This window comes from Enterobacter chuandaensis, assembly GCF_003594915.1.
GTDB classification, from domain to species: Bacteria; Pseudomonadota; Gammaproteobacteria; order Enterobacterales; family Enterobacteriaceae; genus Enterobacter; species Enterobacter chuandaensis.
In genome coordinates, this window is record NZ_QZCS01000003.1 from 103,285 (window position 1) to 122,356 (window position 19,072).

17 protein-coding genes are annotated in these 19,072 nt (G+C 57.6%); 9 read left to right on the forward strand and 8 right to left on the reverse strand.

Translation table 11 applies throughout. The annotated features are described in order from the left end of the window. The first annotated feature begins 11 nt into the window (after positions 1–11). Complete coding sequence (gene iolE / locus D5066_RS06075; protein WP_119915368.1) at positions 12–902, forward strand: myo-inosose-2 dehydratase; 891 nt, start codon at positions 12–14, stop codon at positions 900–902. A gap of 9 nt (positions 903–911) precedes the next feature. Beyond that, positions 912–1,736, forward strand: a complete 825-nt coding sequence (gene iolB / locus D5066_RS06080) for a 5-deoxy-glucuronate isomerase (RefSeq protein WP_119915369.1) — start codon at positions 912–914, stop codon at positions 1,734–1,736. A 54-nt stretch (positions 1,737–1,790) separates the two neighbouring features. Here the strand turns inward: iolB and D5066_RS06085 are convergent, their stop codons facing one another. Both D5066_RS06085 and D5066_RS06090 read right to left on the reverse strand, forming a co-directional pair. Continuing rightward, the gene (locus tag D5066_RS06085) at positions 1,791–2,534 is read right to left on the reverse strand and encodes an alpha/beta fold hydrolase (RefSeq protein ID WP_119915370.1); all 744 of its coding nucleotides are present in this window, start codon (positions 2,532–2,534) and stop codon (positions 1,791–1,793) included. Between the two features lie 11 nt (positions 2,535–2,545). Further along, positions 2,546–3,007 (reverse strand): DUF6130 family protein, encoded by a 462-nt coding sequence (locus tag D5066_RS06090; protein ID WP_080328443.1) that lies wholly within the window; start codon positions 3,005–3,007, stop codon positions 2,546–2,548. Between the two features lie 210 nt (positions 3,008–3,217). On the opposite strand from D5066_RS06090, the gene D5066_RS06095 reads away from it, so the two are divergent. Next, positions 3,218–3,943: an SDR family oxidoreductase gene (locus tag D5066_RS06095; protein ID WP_080328647.1), complete on the forward strand. Its 726-nt coding sequence runs from the start codon at positions 3,218–3,220 to the stop codon at positions 3,941–3,943. On the opposite strand, the gene D5066_RS06100 is transcribed toward D5066_RS06095, so the two are convergent. After that, positions 3,940–5,112, reverse strand: a complete 1,173-nt coding sequence (locus D5066_RS06100; protein WP_119915371.1) for an MFS transporter — start codon at positions 5,110–5,112, stop codon at positions 3,940–3,942. The genes D5066_RS06095 and D5066_RS06100 overlap by 4 nt on opposite strands. 97 nt (positions 5,113–5,209) lie before the next feature. Between D5066_RS06100 and D5066_RS06105 the strand changes: the two genes are divergently transcribed. Beyond that, positions 5,210–6,100 (forward strand): LysR family transcriptional regulator, encoded by an 891-nt coding sequence (locus D5066_RS06105; protein WP_119915372.1) that lies wholly within the window; start codon positions 5,210–5,212, stop codon positions 6,098–6,100. On the opposite strand, the gene D5066_RS06110 is transcribed toward D5066_RS06105, so the two are convergent. Next, entirely contained in the window at positions 6,097–6,285 is a 189-nt protein-coding gene (locus D5066_RS06110) for a YfgG family protein (RefSeq protein ID WP_116343197.1), read from the reverse strand. The two genes, D5066_RS06105 and D5066_RS06110, sit on opposite strands and share 4 nt — an antisense overlap. A 353-nt stretch (positions 6,286–6,638) precedes the next feature. On the opposite strand from D5066_RS06110, the gene D5066_RS06115 reads away from it, so the two are divergent. Further along, positions 6,639–8,879 (forward strand): EAL domain-containing protein, encoded by a 2,241-nt coding sequence (locus D5066_RS06115; protein WP_119915373.1) that lies wholly within the window; start codon positions 6,639–6,641, stop codon positions 8,877–8,879. 4 nt (positions 8,880–8,883) lie between these two features. Here the strand turns inward: D5066_RS06115 and ppx are convergent, their stop codons facing one another. The 4 genes from ppx to purM form a co-directional block, all read right to left on the reverse strand. Continuing rightward, positions 8,884–10,422: an exopolyphosphatase gene (ppx, locus tag D5066_RS06120; protein WP_119915374.1), complete on the reverse strand. Its 1,539-nt coding sequence runs from the start codon at positions 10,420–10,422 to the stop codon at positions 8,884–8,886. A gap of 3 nt (positions 10,423–10,425) precedes the next feature. Continuing rightward, on the reverse strand, positions 10,426–12,486 hold the full coding sequence (gene ppk1, locus D5066_RS06125; RefSeq protein ID WP_080328448.1) for a polyphosphate kinase 1: 2,061 nt from the start codon (positions 12,484–12,486) through the stop codon (positions 10,426–10,428). A 183-nt stretch (positions 12,487–12,669) separates the two neighbouring features. Continuing rightward, entirely contained in the window at positions 12,670–13,311 is a 642-nt protein-coding gene (gene purN, locus D5066_RS06130; RefSeq protein ID WP_119915375.1) for a phosphoribosylglycinamide formyltransferase, read from the reverse strand. Further along, entirely contained in the window at positions 13,308–14,345 is a 1,038-nt protein-coding gene (purM, locus tag D5066_RS06135; protein WP_119915376.1) for a phosphoribosylformylglycinamidine cyclo-ligase, read from the reverse strand. The genes purN and purM overlap by 4 nt, the downstream gene beginning before the upstream one ends. A 266-nt stretch (positions 14,346–14,611) precedes the next feature. Here purM and D5066_RS06140 point away from each other — a divergent pair, with 266 nt between their 5' ends. The 4 genes from D5066_RS06140 to D5066_RS06155 all read left to right on the forward strand — a co-directional run bounded on the left by D5066_RS06140 (position 14,612) and on the right by D5066_RS06155 (position 19,060). After that, complete coding sequence (locus D5066_RS06140; protein WP_080328451.1) at positions 14,612–16,042, forward strand: 6-phospho-beta-glucosidase; 1,431 nt, start codon at positions 14,612–14,614, stop codon at positions 16,040–16,042. A gap of 217 nt (positions 16,043–16,259) precedes the next feature. Next, positions 16,260–16,886: a uracil phosphoribosyltransferase gene (upp, locus tag D5066_RS06145; protein ID WP_003860560.1), complete on the forward strand. Its 627-nt coding sequence runs from the start codon at positions 16,260–16,262 to the stop codon at positions 16,884–16,886. Positions 16,887–16,972: 86 nt separating this feature from the next. Further along, complete coding sequence (gene uraA, locus D5066_RS06150) at positions 16,973–18,262, forward strand: uracil permease (protein WP_080328452.1); 1,290 nt, start codon at positions 16,973–16,975, stop codon at positions 18,260–18,262. A gap of 96 nt (positions 18,263–18,358) precedes the next feature. Continuing rightward, a complete protein-coding gene (locus D5066_RS06155; RefSeq protein ID WP_211438414.1) occupies positions 18,359–19,060 on the forward strand; it encodes a DnaA inactivator Hda in 702 nt (233 codons plus the stop codon). Positions 19,061–19,072: the final 12 nt, after the last annotated feature.

A 19,072-nucleotide genomic window follows, 5' to 3' on the forward strand; every position in this document is an offset into this window, starting at 1 on the left:
TGGAGATGACAATGAGTGTACAACTGGGCATTAACCCGCTGACGTGGACGAACGACGATCTGCCTTCTCTCGGCGCGGAGACGTCGCTGGAGACCTGTCTGAGTGAAGGGAAAGAGGCCGGTTTTGCCGGTTTCGAGCTGGGCAATAAATTCCCGCGCGAAGCGCGCCTGCTTGGCCCGATTTTGCAGCGCCACGACCTGCAGCTGGTCTCCGGCTGGTACTCCGGCCGCCTGCTGGAGCGCAGCGTGGAGGAGGAGATTGCCGCCGTGCAGCCGCACCTGACGCTGCTGCGCGAGCTGGGGGCGAAGGTGTTGGTGTTTGCGGAAGTGAGCGGCTGTATTCACGGCGAGCAGCAGACCCCGGTGCATCTGCGCCCGCGCTTCCCGCAGGCGCGCTGGAAGGAGTACGGCGAGAAGCTTACCGAGTTTGCCCGCTATACGCAGCAGCAGGGGGGGCAGATTGCCTATCACCACCATATGGGGACGGTGATTGAGTCCGCCGACGACGTGGACAATCTGATGACCCATACCGGCGAAGCGGTCGGATTGCTGCTGGACACCGGTCATCTGACCTTTGCCGGGGCCGATCCGCTGGCGGTGGCGCAGCGCTGGGCGTCGCGTATCAACCACGTCCACTGCAAAGACGTGCGTGCCGACGTGCTGGCGGAGGTTAAAAACCGCAAAACCAGCTTCCTCGATGCGGTACTGAGCGGCGTGTTTACCGTGCCGGGCGACGGCTGCGTGGATTACCCGCCGATCATGAGCCTGCTGAAGGCGCAGGACTATCACGGCTGGCTGGTGGTTGAGGCCGAGCAGGATCCGGCGGTTGCCCATCCGCTGACTTACGCTCGTCTGGGGTATAACAACCTGAGCCGCCTGGCGCGCGACGCCGGACTGATTTGAGGAGGTGACATGTCACGTCTGTTATCACGCTGGCAACAGCCGAACGCGGAGGGGCGCACCCAGTCCGTCACGCCGGAACGCGCAGGGTGGGGATACGTTGGGTTTGAGGCGTATGAGCTGCAGGAGGGGCAGACGCTGACGCTGCCCGCCGTCAGCGAAGAGCGCTGCCTGGTGCTGGTCGCCGGGCGCGCCTCCATCCGCACCCCTTCCGCGCAGTTTAACGACATCGGCGAGCGGATGAGCCCGTTCGAGCGCGTTAAGCCGTGGGCGGTGTATGTCACCCCGCAGGAGACGGTGCAGGTGAAGGCGCTGACGAAACTGGAGCTGGCGGTCTGCGCCGCGCCGGGTAAAGGCACGTACCCGACGCGCCTGATTGCCCCGCAGGATATTGACGGCGAAGCGCGCGGCAAGGGGCACAACCAGCGCTACGTGCACAACATTCTGCCGGAAGACAAGCCCGCCGACAGCCTGCTGGTGGTGGAGGTGTGGACCAATGAGGGCTGCACCAGCTCGTACCCGAGCCACAAGCACGACACGGATAACCCGCCGCACGAGACGTATCTTGAGGAGACCTACTACCATCGCCTCAACCCGGAGCAGGGGTTCTGCATGCAGCGCGTCTACACCGACGACCGAACGCTGGATGAGTGCATGGCGGTCTACAACCGTGACGTGGTGATGGTGCCGAAGGGGTACCACCCGGTGGCAACGATGGCCGGGTATGACAGCTATTACCTCAACGTGATGGCCGGGCCGGTGCGCAAGTGGATGTTTACGTGGGAAGATGACCACGCGTGGATTAATCGCGATTATCCCGCGTATGGCGGGCGCTGAGGCTGTTTTTTGCCGGGTGGCGCTGCGCTTACCCGGCCTACAGTTCGCAAAATATTACTTTGCGTCGATCGCCTGCTCAATCGTCCGGGCAACGATCTGCGGCTGGCTGACCATCGACACGTGGCTTGCCGCCACCTCGGTGGTTTTCGCATGAATCGCCTTCGCCATCGCGCGCTCCAGGTCAGGATTGATCATCCGATCCTGTTTGCTGACCACAAACCAGCTCGGTTTGTCATGCCACGCCGCGTGGGCGACCTTTTCACTAAAAGCATCGGCCTTAATCGGCCCCTGCGTGGCCGCAATAGCGTTTTGTTCACCCGGTTTCACGTCAGGCGCGAAGTCCTTCCTGACGGCTTCCGTCGGCAGGTATAAATAGCCGTCCGCCGTTTTAGCGATACCCGCGCTGCCCGGTGGCGCAGGGTAGCTTCCTGCCAGATCCGCCGTCGACTGGCCGGAGTCCGGCGCGAATGCCGCCACATATACCAGCGATTTTACCCGCGCATCGTTGCCCGCCTCGCTAATGACGGTGCCGCCCCAGGAGTGGCCCACCAGCACCACGTCACCCTTCGCACGGGCGACGGCCCGTTTTGTGGCGGCAACATCATCCTTAAGCGAGGTGAGCGGGAGCTGGACGGCAATGACCTCTGCGTGCTGTTTCTGCAGCAGGGTAATCACCTTATTCCAGCTGCTGCCGTCGGCAAACGCGCCGTGCACCAGCACAACGCTGGTTTTACTTTCCGCGAAGGCACTGGCGGAAAGCGCCAGCAGGCCAGCCGTCAGTACAGACAATGCTTTCATGTTCAGACTCCTTAAAAATGGTGGACCGCCGCGTGGGGCGGGACGGTGAATTCAATAGTTTTGTGGTCGAGCGGCTTGTGTGTTGGGTCGGCCAGGATGATCGTTACCTTGTGCTTACCGGCGGGCAGCCCCACCAGGATCACCGGCTCGCCGCTGGCGTCAGCCCAGTGCCACGGCGCGCCGTCCACCACCACGTGAATGTGCCCGATGCGCGGGGTCACCTTGAGCGCCTCGGGGCCAAATACCGGCTCGATGCGCAGGTTTTCGGCACGGTACTGGATAAACACCGCGCCTTTGCTTAGCGGCCCGGCAAGCGGCGGATCGACGATCAGCCTGGCGGGCGGCTGCGGGTGTTCCAGCGGCGCAACGGCGGCAGGGCCGTTAACGTCGGCGGCGCTGAGGCCGCTCAGGGGGGCAGCGCAGACGGAAGTCGTCAGGGCGAGTATGGAAAGCAACAGATGCTGGCGAATCATTTCGGTATCTCCTCGTGGGGAATGTCACGAGAGACAGCAGACCATTTTTATGTATCGCACCTGTTTGCTTATGCGGGGTTTTTGTATCGACGCGTAAGCCTGATGGGGCAGATACAGTGTGATACATTCTGCCCGGGCACAACAGGCTGTTTGCTGGCATGGTATCTCCAGGCGCCCCATCGGGTGCGCAAACTGACCGGAGAAAATATGATGAATAGTCAAAAAGTCGCTTTGATTTTCGGCGGCGCACGTGGAATTGGCGCGGCTATAGCGGTGCGATTGGCGAAGGAAGGGTATCGCGTTGCCGTGACGTGGGTATCACGCCCGGACCGGGCGAATGCGCTTGTCTCATCCATTGCTGATGCGGGCGGACAGGCGCTGGCGATTAATGCGGATAGCGCGGACGCTGCCGCTATTCAGGCTGCGGTTGATACCACGATTAAACATTACGGCAGGCTGGATGTCGCCGTAGTGAACGCAGGCGTTCTGCGGCTTGGAAGGCTTGAGGAATTCTCGCTGGAAGATCTGGATGCCACGCTGTCGGTGAACGTGCGCGGGGTTTTCCTCTCTATTCAGGCGGCAGTAAATGGGATGGCGGAAGGGGGAAGAGTGATCACCATTGGCAGCAACACCGCAGTGCGGACCGGGCATGCGGGAAGCAGCGTTTACGCAATGAGTAAAGCCGCGGTGGCTGCGATGGTGCAAAACCTGGCGCTGGATCTGGCGCCTAAGCGGATCACCATTAACAACATCCAGCCCGGCCCCATCGCCACGGATATGACGGCCGGAATGGCGGAACAGATCGTGGCGCATATCCCTTTGCAGCGCATCGGGCAGCCGGACGAGATCGCATCGCTTGCCGCATGGCTTGCTGGCGAGGAGTCCGGATATATGACGGGAGCGAGCCTGACTATTGACGGTGGCTTTGTGCTCTAGTCGCTCAGGGCAGGGACGCCCTGCTGCGGTTGCGATCTCAACATACTTACCGCCAGCCCCGCGATAATCAGCGTCAGGCTCACCGAAAACCACAGCGTGCCCGTAATACCCAGTGTTTTATTCAGCCACGCAAAGGCAAACGGGGAAGCCGCGGCCATCAGCTGGCCCGGGATGAGAAGCATGCCTGTCCGGCTGGCGTAACGTTCCGCGCTGAACAGCTCCAGCGGCAGGGTCGCTTTGACAATGGTTACCAGCCCGTTAATTGCGCCATAGCCCAGCACAAATCCGGCGGCACACCAGGCAAACAGGGTGCTGCTCAGCCCGATGAGAAAACAAAGCGGCATGGCAAGGGCAGTAAAAAGCGTGAGTTTTAACGGAGTTAAGCGTGCACCCGCCAGCACCGCCATAAAGCGCGCGCCCGTCTGGCCGATCCCCCACAGCATGCCGACCGCGACTGGCAGGCAGAAACTGGCGATAAACTCGGGAAGGTGGGTAGAGGTCCCGTTTGAGACGAAGGTAATGAGCGCAATAAAGGTCGCATACAGCCAGCCGTTACGCCTGTCTCGTGGCGAGACCGGCGCGCTTGCTTTTGGCTTCACCATAAAGCGCTGACGCGGTAAGTGGCGAAGCAGCAGGGCGCTCAGTAATCCGAAGAGGGCGTATATTTTCAGCGCGTCCTGCCATGCCATCACCTTGAGTAAAACGTCACCCAGCGGCCAGAAGACGGCAGACGCCAGCCCGCCCATCAGCGTAATACGTGAGATCGTCCCGCGTGCCTGCTGGCCATAAAGATTGACCAGCGCGGCGAACAGTGCGTCATACAGCGACAGGCGCATCCCGAGGCCGCACAGTAGCCAGGCGCCATACCAGCCAGACAGCGTCCGGGTATACGCCATACCCGCGCAGCTTGCGGCAATCAACAGCGTGCCGCCCATCACCACCTTCTGGCCGCCAAAGCGTGCCAGCAGACGGGCGACAAATGGGGAGACCGCGGCCATCACCAACATCGCCAGCGTCAGGCCGAGGTAAATCTGCGGCGCTGACCACCCCCGGTCGGCTGAAATCGCCCGCGCAAAAGTGCCGGGCAAATAAAATGAGATCCCCCAGTTGATAAGCTGATTACATCCGGTAGTAAAGGCAAGGCGGCGAGGCAGGGCAGGTGTTTCCATTGTTTTTCATTCCGTTATGCAGTTGTCCTGAGCATAGCGAGCGCGGTATTGTGCTGGCAGGCCTGCAACCTTATGCGCTGTATAAGAGAAACTTTGAATGACGACGCTTAATCTCGGCTATCTCGCGACGTTCCGTCTGGTGATCCAGCGCGGCAGCTTTTCCGCTGCGGCGGATCTGCTGGGCATTTCCCAGCCCGCCGTCAGCCTGCAAATACGCCAGCTGGAGCAGTTTCTGCAAACGCGGCTGGTGGAGCGTACCGGGCGGGGCATTAAGGCTACAGCGGCCGGAGAGGCATTGCTGGTGCACGGAGAGCGCATTCAGCAGGTTGTGGACGAAACCCTCCGGTCCGTGAGCGCGTTCAGTCACGATGTCAGCGGGACCATTACCCTTGGCACGGGGGCGACGGCCTGTATCCACCTCCTGCCGCCCCTGCTGGAACAGCTGCGCCGCGACTATCCGCTCCTGCGGGTGGGTGTAACAACAGGCAACACCCTTGACATCGTCAGGGCCATCGAAGAGAACCGTCTTGATATGGGGCTAGTGACGCTACCGGTCAGCGGTAGAGCGCTGGACGTCATGCCGGTGATGGACGAGGAGTTTGTTTTTATCGCGTCGCGGGAGCAGCAGGACGCTTTCAGGGAGTTAACCCCGGAGGCGCTCCATGCTCAGCCGCTGATTGCCTTTGAGTCAGGCAGCGGTACCCGGGCGCTCATTGATGGCTGGTTTGCGGCCAAGGGGTTAACGATCGCGCCGGTGATGCAGCTTGGCAGCATTGAGGCGATTAAACGTATGGTTCGCGTGGGGCTCGGCTACAGTATTGTTCCGCGAATGGCGGTTGAGCATGACGCTGACCGTGAAGGACTCTGCGTTATGTCGCTCACGCCCATGCTGCAGCGCCAGCTCGCCATCGTAATGCGGCAGGATAAAATCCTCAGCAAAGGGATCGCAGGAATTATTCGGCTGGTGCAAAACCCATCAGTGGGTTAGCGATCGGCGGCGTCGACGTTCAGGCTGGACTGCTGCGACTGGGTCTTATCCTGATGGTGATACCAGGCGCCGATTGAAGAGTAAACGAAGCGGCCAAAGAAAAACAGGAAGCTGATGAGCAGTATGATGCGGGTCATCCGGGTGTTAAAACGGTGTCGTTTGCGCATACGCGTGGCCTGACTCACTCTCTTTTTCCTGGGTATGCCCTTTTGGGCGACGGGGATATTAAGGCACAGCGGGATGAGAGGGTCAATTCCGTAATGTGTAAATAACCGTCAACGTTTACATTAATTATTGTTATTGAAATTAATATTTGCATTTACCATATTGATAATATGAAGAAAATTATTTCAAAAAAATCTCAGGTAAGACTTATTTGCGTAAAATAGTTTGATTTAAGTCAACGGATTTCCGGCCCTGCTATTTAAAATCCTTCCTCCACACAGTTCGCCCCGCACGTCGCCGGGCGGCGCCAGGTCAGGTTGGATGCCTGTCTTTATTTTTCCCTCTGGAGAAAAAGGGGTTTAATCGGGCATCTATGAACATTTTCGCTTTTCTGAAAAACAATAAACACCGCTGGTGGGCATTGCCGCTTATTTTACCGGTGGCTTTACTTCCTGTGCTGAGCGTGGCGAATACGTTCACGCAGCTGGGGGACGGTATTGCGGCCCTTTATTATTTACCGCTCTCATTTTTGCTTTCACTGATGATGTTTTTTGGTCTGGAAGCGCTTCCCGGGATTTTATTATCCCTGTTTATCCGCTATTACCCGTCGGTTGGGTTGTTTGAAACCGTCGCAGGGATCCTCCATTTTGTCGTTCCTTTGGTGCTCAGCTGGGGTGGCTACCGGGTGTTTGCCCCCAGACGTAATATGACGGCTTACGGCGACGTGCGGCTGATGGCGCAGCGCATCTTCTGGCAGGCCTTCTGCCCCGCGACGCTGTTTCTGCTGCTGTTCCAGTTCGCGGTATATCTGGGCGTATATGAGAGTCGCCAGAGCCTGGCAGGGCTTAACCCGCTCAATATTCGCACGCTGATCAACTATCAGGCGCTGCTGGTCAGCGGGCTGACGGGCGTGCCGCTGAGCTATCTGCTTGTTCGCCTGATTCGCCATCCGAGGTATATCAAAAGCCTCATCTCGCAAATCCGTTTGCAGATAGACAAAAAGGTGACGGCAACAGAATTTCTGCTGTGGACGGTGGCACTTGGTGGGTTGCTTTCGCTGCTGTTGTTGCCATTGAATGAAAACAGTTCGATTTTCACCACCAACTACACCCTGTCGCTACTGATGCCGGTGATGCTCTGGGGCGCGATGCGTTTTGGCTATAAGCTGATTTCGCTGATCTGGACGCCGGTGCTGCTGGTTTCTATTCACTATTTTTATCGCTATATCCCTGTGAACCAGGGGTACGATATCCAGCTGGCGATCACCTCTTCCAGTTATCTGGTCTTTTCGTTTGTTGTGATTTACATGTCGATGCTGGCGACGCGGCAGCGCACGGTGAACAAACGTTCCCGCAGGCTGGCGCTGCTTGACCCGGTCGTGCATATGCCTAACCTGCGGGCGCTGTCGCGCGATCTGGCGAAAAACCCCTGGTCGGCGCTCTGTTTACTGCGCATTCCTGAGCTGGAGGTTCTGGGCCGTAACTATGGCGTGTTGCTGCGCATTCAGTACAAGCAGAAGCTGGCGCAGTGGATTAACGGTACGCTCCAGTCCAATGAGCAGGTCTATCACCTGACCGGGTATGACATGGCGGTTCGTCTTAACGCCGAGTCGCACCAGCAGCGGATTGAGGCCCTCGACCAACATATCAAGCAGTTCCGCTTTGTCTGGGACGGGATGCCGCTGCAGCCGCAGGTGGGTGTGAGCTACTGCTATGTGCGTTCGCCGGTTAACCACCTCTATCTGGTGCTGGGTGAACTCGGGGTCGTTGCCGATCTGTCGCTCTCCTCTAACCATCCGGAAAATCTTCAGCAGCGCGGTGCCGTCCATCTGCAGCGCAGCCTGAAGGATAAAGTCGCGGTGATGAGCCGCCTGCAGCACGCGCTGGATAACGACGAATTTACGCTGTTAGTGCAGCCCGTTCGCGGCCTGCGCGGTGATGGTTATCACGAAGTGTTGCTGCGCATGCCTGATGCAAACGGGTTGTTGATCTCGCCTGAACAGTTCCTGCCCGTCGCCCAGGAGTTTGGCCTCTCTTCGCGGGTGGATTTGTGGGTGCTGGACCACACGCTGCGCTTCCTCGCGGCGCATCGCGAAAGGCTGCCCGGCCAGCGCTTTGCCATTAATCTGGCCCCTTCAACCGTGTGCCGGGTACAGTTCCCGCTTGAGGTGAGCCGCCTGCTGGCGAAGTATGCCATTGAGCCGTGGCAGCTGATCTTTGAAGTCACGGAGTGCAGCACCTTCTGCAACGCGGAGCAGGCGCTACACACCCTCAGGCAGCTGCAGAAAACAGGGGTGCGTATTGCAATTGATGATTTTGGTACCGGGTATGCGAGCTATGCGCGACTGAAAAGCGTGGATGCCGATATTCTTAAGATCGACGGCAGCTTTATCCGCAATATCGTCAACAACAGCCTGGATTACCAGATCGTGGCGTCTATCTGTCACCTGGCGCGCATGAAGAAGATGCTGGTGGTGGCAGAATATGTGGAGACTGAAGAGATACGTAGTGCGGTTCACGCGCTGGGTATCGATTATGTCCAGGGCTACCTGATCGGCAGCCCGGTTGCGCTTGAGTCACTGCCGGAAGCAGAGGCGTCCACCGGGGACGCCTAAGCCTTCACGCGGCGACGTCCGCGCTCTCTTCTTCGATTTTGAGCATCCAGCCGGTGACCGCTTCCCAGTACTGCTGCTCTTTTTCCAGGTCCAGCAGCACCAGCGCGTTCTGGCTGAACCAGTCGTGCGGGAAGCTCAGCGTCCAGTGATGGTCGTCGGTTTTGAGCTTCAGCGTCGGCGGGGTGGTGGTAGCCTGGCGCTGGTTGTTCAGCAGCACGCCCAGGCGCAGCAGCTGAATTAACGGCAGGAACTGCTTTTTCTTGAACAGCGTGAAGCGCGGGAGATCGTCGAGCTTGATGGCTTTGCGGTGATAACGCACCAGGGTCGCCATCATGGTTTGCTGCTCCTGATTGAAGCCAGGCAGGTCGCTGTTTTGCAGAATATAGGCGGAATGGCGGTGCATGCCGCTGTGGTTGATGTTCAGCCCCACCTCGTGCAGCATCGCGGCCCATTTCAACAGCGCGGCAAGCTGCGGGTGCGCGAGCTTAGGATTTTGCTCCTCCCACTGCTCGTACATCTGCACTGTGGTTTCCAGCACGCGCTTCGCCTGTTCGCGGTCGATGTTGTACTGGTTGGCCAGGCTCTGCGCGGTGCGGCTGCGAATATCCTGATGGCGGAAGCGGCCTTCCATCTCATACAGCACGCCCTCACGCAGCGCGCCATCGGAAAGGCGCAACTCTTTGATCGCCAGCGCGTCAAACACGCCGCAGAGGATCGCCAGCCCCGGCACGAAGACCGCCTTACGCTCGTCGGAAAGCCCCGGCAGGCTTAAGGCGTCAAAACTTTTATGCTTCAGCACTTCTTCGGTCAGCAGGGTCAGGCGTTCGGGCGTGATAAAGCCGTCTTTTTCACCCATCGCCAGCAGCACTTCATGCGCCGCCTTGATGGTGCCCGAGGCCCCCAGCGCCACGTTCCAGCCCTGAATACGGTACTGCCAGGCCAGATTTTCCAGCTTCTGGACAGCCGCCATTTTCGCCCGCTGGAAGTTCTCGCGGGTGATGGTGCCGCCCGGGAAATACATCTGCGCGAAGCTGACGCAGCCCATACGACGGCTTTCCACCAGGCGCGGCTCAAAGTCTTCGCCGATCACCAGTTCCGTTGAGCCACCGCCAATATCGATAACCAGCTTGCGCCCTTTTTCCGGTTGGGTGTGCTCAACACCCATGAAAATCAAACGCGCTTCCTCGTTACCGGAGATGATCTCAATCGGGTAGGGGATCACTTTTTCGGCCCGCTTGAGGAACTCCGGCGCGTTTAGCGCCTGGCGCAGCGTGTGGGTGCCCACGATGCACACGCTGGAGGGCGAGAAGCCCTGCAGGCGTTCAGCAAACAGCGACAGGCAGTTTAACCCGCGCTCCATCGCCTCTTCGCTGAGCATGCTGCGTTCATCAAGACCATCCGCCAGGTGGACGCGCTGCTTCAGGCGACCGATGATCTGCAGCGCGCCATCCACCTCACGGGCGATGACCATGTGGAAACTGTTTGAGCCTAGATCGACCGCGGCGAATTCCTGCGGACGTGGGGTCTTATCATTTATCGGCATAGGTTAATCGGGTTGCTCGAGTGATTTGATATAGTCGTAAATCGCCAGTTGCGACCGCACTTTACGACGGTTGCCGCGCGGTACATAGCGGTTACTGAGTTCTTTGTCGATATAGCGAGCTTTCACCGTATCGCTGAACAGGATCTCGATAATGTCGAGGATACGCTGTTTAAGACGCGGATCCAGCAGCGGCGCTGCGACTTCAATTCGGTAGTCAATATTGCGTGTCATCCAGTCTGCCGAGGAGAGATAGACCTGTTTATCGCCAGCATTATCGAAAATATAGACCCGATCGTGTTCCAGGTAGCGGTCAACAATGCTGATGACGCGAATATTGTCGCTGATGCCTTCCAGTTCCGGAATGAGCGAGCACATGCCGCGGATCAGCAGGTTAACCGGCACGCCGGAGCTGGACGCCGCGTACAGCCTGTCCACCAGCCCTTTGTCGACCAGATTGTTGAGCTTCAGCGTGATGCCGGACGACAGCCCTTTCTGGGCATTGGCAATCTCTTTGTCGATCATATCGTACAGCAGGCGGCGCGAGTTCTGCGGCGAGACCAGCAGATAGTCGAAGCTCACCGGACGGTACGGGTTTTCGATAAAGTTAAAGACCCGGCGCACCTCGTTGGTGATGCGGGCGTCAGCGGTTAAGAGCGAGTAATCGGTGTAGATCCGCGCGGTTTTTTCGTTAAAGTTCCCGGTACCAATGTGGGCATAGCGCACCACGTCATCGCCCTCTTTACGGGAGATCAGGAACAGCTTGGCGTGAATTTTCAGCCCCGGCGCGGAGAAGATCACGTGCACGCCCGCTTCCGTCAGACGGCGCGCCCAGTGAATGTTGGCCTCTTCGTCGAAGCGCGCCTGCAGCTCAACCACCACGGTGACTTTTTTGCCGTTGTGCGCGGCATGGATCATCGCATCGATGATGCGGGAATCTTTCGCCACGCGGTAGATGTTGATTTTGATCGCCAGCACGTTCGGGTCGAACGAGGCCTGACGCAGCAGTTCCAGCACGTGTTCAAAGGTGTGGTAGGGGTAGTAGAGCAGCACGTCGCGCTCGCGGATGGCGTCGAACCCGTTGCGGAACTTATCGAACCAGATATGACGCAGACGCGGCAGCGGCTTGTTCACCAGATTGGCTTTGCCGACGTTCGGGAAGCCAATAAAGTCTTTAAAGTTGTGATAACGGCCACCCGGCACGATGGAGTCATAGCGCGAAATGGTCAGTTTCTCGCGCAGCATCTCCACCATGGCGTCCGGCATGTCGCGCTGATAAACAAAGCGCACCGGCTCGGCCGTCAGGCGCTGTTTCAGGCTGGAGGACATCAGCTCCATCAGGCTGGCTTCCATCTCGTGCACCAGGTCATATTCGGCGTCACGGGTCATCTTCATCGAGTAGGCGTTTAACGCATCGTAATCGAAGAAGCCTTTGAAGATGTCGTCCAGACAGTAGCGCAGGATGTTATCCAGCAGGATCATCGGCTTGCGTCTGCGCGGGGTTTCCGGCGGCAGGTTCACAAAACGCGGCACCTTGTCGGACGGGATCTCCAGCAGCGCGTAACGGATGGATTCACCGCGAATAATTTCCACCGCCAGATAGGTGTAGTCGTCCTTCAGGAACTGTACCAGATCGGTTTCGCGGTTGATGAGAATCGGGGTAATGTGCTGGCGCAGGTACTGTTTAAAGTAATGGCGCAGCCAGTTTTGTTGGTTAACGGAAAGCTGACGTTCGTTAATCAGGAAGATTTGATTGCGCGCCATCTCCAGCAGCAGTTCGTTATACAGGCCGTCAAATTCCTGATCGGCTTTCAACACGCGGGACTGGATTTTGCCCAGCAGATGCCGCGAGTGAGAGTTTAAGCCCTGTTCTTCGCTGATGATGATCCGTCTTTTCAGCTCGGCAAAGCGAACCTTGTAGAACTCATCCAGGTTGTTGGAATAAATGCCTAAAAAACGCATGCGTTCGATCAGCGGGTTACTTTTGTCTGCCGCTTCCTGGAGTACACGTTCGTTAAATGCTAACCAGCTTAGCTCTTTCTCGATATATAACTTTTCCTGACCCATTACAGCTCACACTCCAGTTCAATCACAGGACGTGGTAAATCCGTCTCGTCCTTATTATGGCGAGCATTTCCACGATATGTCCAACAGTGCCAGAAAAGTATGACAGTTATTTTTTTTGTTGGGGAATTTAGCAGGTTGGGGGAGGGAATATCGGGTAAGCACAGCGCCACCCGATATAGCAAACTACTCTTCGGCCGCATAACCCTGCGGGGGTAACTTCACGCCGTCCAGCCAGGCTGCACCGTCGCGCATCGCCAGACGCCCGTCAACAAACCAGCTTACCACCAGCGGGTAAATGGCGTGTTCCTGGGTCTGCACGCGTTCGGTCACGTCGTCTTCGTTGTCGCCGTCAAAGACCGGCACTTTCGCCTGCAGGATCACCGGACCACCGTCCAGCTCGTCGGTCACGAAGTGGACAGAGGTACCGTGCTCCTCGTCGCCGTTTTCCAGCACCTGACGATGGGTATGCAGGCCGGGATATTTTGGCAGCAGGGAAGGGTGAATATTCAGCAGTCGACCGGCGTAGTGTTCGACGAAGGCCGGGCTGAGGATTCGCATATAGCCCGCCAGCACCACCACGTCCGGCGCGTAAGCGTCAATCTCCTGCACCAGCTCGCGGTCAAAGGCCTCACGCCCTGCGAACTGACTGGCTTCCAGCGCGTGCGCCGGAATGTTCGCTTCCCGCGCGCGCTCAAGGCCGAACGCGTCGGCCTTGTTGCTGAAAACTGCCCGAATGGTGCCATTAATTTTCTTCTGTTTGCAGGCGTCTATGATGGCCTGCAAATTGCTTCCGTTGCCGGAAATGAGCACCACGATGTTTTTCATTCAATGACCACACGCTGTTCGGAGTCGGAAGCTTTAATCGTACCGATTTTCCACGCGTTTTCACCTTTCTCGGTCAGCAGCTTAACCGCTTTATCCGCTTCGCTTGCCGGCAGGGCGATAACCATGCCCACGCCGCAGTTAAAGGTACGGTACATTTCGTGAGAGCTCACGTTGCCTGCGGTCTGCAGCCAGTTGAAGACGGCTGGCCACTGCCATGAGGATTCGTCGATCACCGCCTGGGTGTTGTCCGGCAGAACGCGCGGAATGTTTTCCCAGAAGCCGCCGCCGGTCAGGTGAGCGATAGCGTGAACGTCAACGTTCTCGATCAACTCCAGCACGTTTTTCACGTAGATGCGGGTTGGGGCCAGCAGGTGGTCGGCCAGCGGCTTGCCGTCCAGCTCGGTGGTCAGCGGGTCACAGCCGCTCACGTCGAGGATTTTACGCACCAGAGAGTAGCCGTTAGAGTGCGGGCCGCTGGAGGCCAGGGCGATCAGCACATCGCCATCGGCCACTTTGCTGCCGTCGATAATTTCTGATTTTTCTACTACGCCGACGCAGAAGCCCGCGACGTCATAATCTTCGCCGTGGTACATGCCCGGCATTTCCGCGGTTTCACCGCCCACCAGCGCACAGCCGGACTGCAGACAGCCTTCGGCGATACCGTTAATGACGCTGGCTGCGGTATCCACATCCAGTTTGCCGGTCGCGTAGTAATCGAGGAAGAACAGCGGCTCTGCGCCCTGAACCACCAGGTCATTCACACACATCGCGACCAGGTCGATACCGATCGTGTCGTGACGTTTTAAATCCATCGCCAGGCGCAGCTTGGTGCCTACACCGTCAGTACCCGAGACCAGAACAGGTTCACGATATTTTTGCGGCAGCGCGCACAGTGCGCCGAAGCCACCCAGACCACCCATCACTTCCGGGCGGCGGGTTTTCTTCACCACACCTTTGATTCGGTCAACCAGCGCATTACCTGCGTCAATATCAACACCGGCATCTTTGTAGCTGAGAGAAGTTTTGTTGGTCACGGCTTAAATCCCCACGCGATTGCATAGCTAGTAAGAAAAATCGGCGCAATTCTAACAGTCCAGGCAAACGTTTGCGAGCCTATTCTCGGCGCGGGGATCTTTTTTTCTTCGGGATCTGTAAATGCAGCCAAACTTGACTCCGTTCACGAAAATGAAACCGGTTTCGGTGATCTGCTTGCAACGAATATCCTCTTTGCACATCATCGAACTGAAACCGGTTTCTGTAATTGTTTTTGCAGAAAATAACGCAGAATGAGGGAAAGCGAATGTCAGGATTCAAAGCAGGTTTTCTGTGGGGTGGCGCTGTTGCGGCACACCAGCTTGAGGGCGGCTGGAAAGAGGGTGGCAAGGGTGTGAGCGTGGCCGATGTCATGACCGCGGGGGCGCACGGCGTGCCGCGTGAAATCACCAACGGCGTGCTGGAGGGGAAAAACTACCCTAACCATGAGGCCATCGACTTCTACCACCGCTATAAAGAAGACATCAAACTGTTTGCCGAGATGGGCTTCAAGTGCTTCCGTACCTCCATCGCCTGGACGCGTATCTTCCCGAAAGGCGACGAGCTTGAGCCGAACGAGGCGGGCCTGAAATTCTATGACGATCTGTTCGACGAATGTCTGAAGTACGGTATCGAACCGGTTATTACGCTTTCCCACTTTGAGATGCCGTTCCACCTGGTGACGGAATACGGCGGCTGGCGCAACCGTAAGCTGATCGACTTCTTTGTGCGCTTTGCGAAGGTCGTTTTTGAGCGCTACCAGCATAAAGTGAAGTACTGGATGACCTTTAACGAGATCAACAACCAGGCCAACTTCCACGAAGACTTTGCGCCGTTTACCAACTCCGGGTTGAAGTACGCGCCGGGTGAAGACCGCGAGCCGGTGATGTTCCAGGCGGCGCACTACGAGCTGGTGGCCAGCGCCCTGGCGGTGAAGGCGGGGCGTGAGATTAACCCGTCGCTGCAGATCGGCTGCATGATTGCCATGTGTCCTATCTACCCGCTGACCTGCGCGCCGGACGACATGATGATGGCGATGAATGCTATGCACCGTCGCTACTGGTTTACCGACGTGCACGTGCGCGGCAAATATCCGCAGCATCTGCTCAACTACTTCGAGCGTCGCGGCTTCGCGCTGGATATCACCGAAGAAGATAAAGCCGCGCTGAAGCAGGGCTGCGTGGATTACATCGGCTTCAGCTACTATATGTCTTTCGCCACCAAAGCGACGGCGGACAACCCGCAGCTGGATTACGACGAGAGCAAGAGCCTGGTCTCCAACCCTTACGTGCAGAAATCCGACTGGGGCTGGCAGATTGATCCGGTCGGGCTGCGCTACTCCCTGAACTGGTTCTGGGATCACTATCAGCTGCCGCTGTTTATTGTGGAAAACGGTTTTGGCGCGATTGACGTGCAGGAGAGCGACGGCACGGTGAATGACCAGTACCGCATCGACTACCTTTCCGCGCACATCCGCGAAATGAAAAAAGCGGTGGTGGAAGACGGCGTGGATTTGATGGGCTACACCCCGTGGGGCTGTATCGACCTGGTGTCTGCCGGAACCGGCGAAATGAAAAAACGCTACGGCTTTATCTTTGTGGATAAAGACAACGAAGGAAACGGCACCCTGAACCGCAGCAAGAAGAAATCGTTCGACTGGTATAAGCAGGTGATTGCGAGCAACGGCGACAACCTCTAATTGTCGGGTGGCGCTAACGCTTACCCGACCTACACTACACGTAGGCCCGCGTAAGCGCAGCGCCATCGGGCAAGACCCCGCACCCAAGCCGGAGCCCAGCCTCCGGCTTTTTTGTTTTTGATTGATGTACGTCAAGCAAGATGGGTATGGCCTAATCCGAAAAAAGCGGTATAATCCCGCGATTTTTTTGCGGATGCCACCTCAGAGGAGAAAGAGAATGAAGATTGTGGAAGTGAAACACCCACTCGTTAAACACAAGTTGGGCCTGATGCGTGAGCATGACATCAGCACGAAGCGTTTTCGCGAACTGGCTTCTGAAGTGGGCAGCCTGCTGACCTACGAAGCGACCTCTGATCTGGAAACAGAAAAAGTGACCATCGAAGGCTGGAACGGCCCGGTGCAGGTTGAGCAGATCAAAGGTAAGAAAATTACCGTGGTGCCAATCCTGCGCGCCGGTCTCGGTATGATGGAAGGCGTGCTGGAGCACGTGCCAAGCGCGCGCATCAGCGTGGTGGGTATCTACCGTAATGAAGAGACGCTGGAGCCGGTGCCTTACTTCCAGAAGCTGGTCTCTAACATCGACGAGCGTATGGCGCTGGTGGTTGACCCGATGCTGGCAACCGGCGGTTCTATGATCGCCACCATCGACCTGCTGAAAAAAGCGGGCTGCAGCAGCATTAAGGTGCTGGTTCTGGTGGCGGCACCGGAAGGTATCGCGGCGCTGGAAAAAGCGCATCCGGACGTTGAGCTGTACACCGCGTCTGTTGACCAGGGGCTGAACGAGCACGGGTACATCATCCCGGGGCTCGGCGATGCCGGCGATAAGATCTTTGGTACGAAATAATCGAATAACGATAACTAAGCCGACTTTGATAGTCGGCTTTTTTTTGAATAAAACACACATAACTAACCATCTCAGAGGAAAACACTATGACGCGCCGTGCTATCGGGGTGAGTGAAAGACCGCCGCTTTTACAGACTATCCCGCTTAGTTTGCAGCACCTGTTCGCCATGTTTGGCGCAACCGTGCTGGTGCCAATCCTGTTCCACATTAACCCGGCTACCGTGCTGCTGTTCAACGGCATCGGTACGCTGCTGTACCTCTTTATCTGTAAAGGCAAAATCCCGGCGTATCTTGGGTCGAGCTTTGCCTTTATCTCGCCGGTGTTATTGTTGCTGCCGCTGGGTTATGAGGTCGCGCTGGGTGGCTTTATCATGTGTGGCGTGCTGTTCTGCCTGGTTTCCTTCATCGTGAAGAAAGCCGGTACCGGCTGGCTGGACGTGATGTTCCCGCCTGCGGCGATGGGGGCCATCGTTGCCGTTATCGGCCTGGAGCTGGCGGGCGTGGCGGCGAACATGGCCGGCCTGCTGCCTGCGGACGGTCAGTCACCGGATTCCAAAACCATCATTATCTCGCTGGTAACCCTGGGCGTGACGGTGTTTGGCTCCGTGCTGTTCCGTGGCTTTATGGCGATTATCCCGATCCTGATCGGCGTGCTGGCGGGCTACGCGCTCTCCTTCGTGATGGGCGTTGTGGATACTACCCCAATCGCTCAGGCGCACTGGTTCGCGCTGCCAACCTTCTACACCCCGCGCTTCGAATGGTTTGCGATCTTCACCATTCTGCCTGCCGCGCTGGTGGTGATTGCCGAGCACGTCGGCCACCTGGTGGTGACGGCGAACATCGTGAAGCGCGACCTGATCCGCGACCCGGGCCTGCACCGCTCCATGTTTGCCAACGGTTTCTCCACCATTATCTCCGGATTCTTCGGCTCCACGCCAAACACCACCTACGGTGAAAACATCGGCGTAATGGCGATCACCCGCGTCTACAGTACCTGGGTTATCGGCGGCGCGGCGATCATCGCCATTCTGCTCTCCTGCGTGGGCAAGCTGGCGGCAGCGATCCAGATTATCCCGGTGCCGGTGATGGGCGGCGTTTCCCTGCTGCTGTACGGGGTGATTGGGGCGTCCGGTATTCGCGTGCTGATTGAATCCAAAGTGGATTACAGCAAAGCGCAGAACCTGATCCTGACCTCCGTTATCCTGATCATCGGCGTGAGCGGCGCGAAGGTGCACATCGGTGCGGCCGAGCTGAAGGGCATGGCGCTGGCAACCATCGTCGGCGTGGGCCTGAGCCTGATTTTCAAGCTGATCTCGGTGATCCGCCCGGAAGAAGTGGTACTGGACGCGGACGAAAGCGAAAAAGCGCCACATTGATCCTTTAATCGGGCGAAGGATCGCCCGGTTCTCTCCCGGCTGGTTCCGTGATAAACTCATCGCCGATTTTATGTAAGATCTCTGGTTGAGGTATTTCTGAACGGACCGGCACAGCTCTCTCTGCCACTTTATCTCCCTGACGACGAAACTTTCGCGAGTTTCTGGCCGGGTGATAACCCCTCTTTACTGGCTGCACTGCAAAACGTGCTGCGCCAGGATCACAGCGGATACATCTATATCTGGTCACGCGAAGGCGCGGGGCGCAGCCACCTGCTGCATGCCGCCTGCGCGGAGCTTTCGGCGCGCGGTGACGCGGTAGGCTATGTGCCGCTGGATAAACGTACCTGGTTCGTGCCTGAGGTGCTGGAGGGAATGGAACATCTCTCGCTGGTCTGCATCGATAATATCGAATGCGTGGCGGGGGACGAACCGTGGGAAATGGCGATCTTTAACCTCTACAACCGCATCCTGGAATCGGGTAAAACCCGGCTGCTGATCACCGGCGATCGTCCGCCGCGCCAGCTCAATCTGGGGCTGCCGGATCTGGCGTCCCGTCTGGACTGGGGGCAAATCTACAAGCTCCAGCCGTTATCCGATGAAGATAAGCTGCAGGCGTTACAGCTGCGCGCAAAGCAGCGCGGCTTTGAGCTGCCGGAGGACGTGGGCCGTTTCCTGCTCAAGCGTCTCGATCGCGAAATGCGCACGCTGTTTGATACCCTCGATCAGCTCGATCGCGCCTCTATTACCGCCCAGCGCAAGCTGACCATTCCGTTTGTGAAAGATATTCTCAAGCTTTGATTTTTTGCCCGG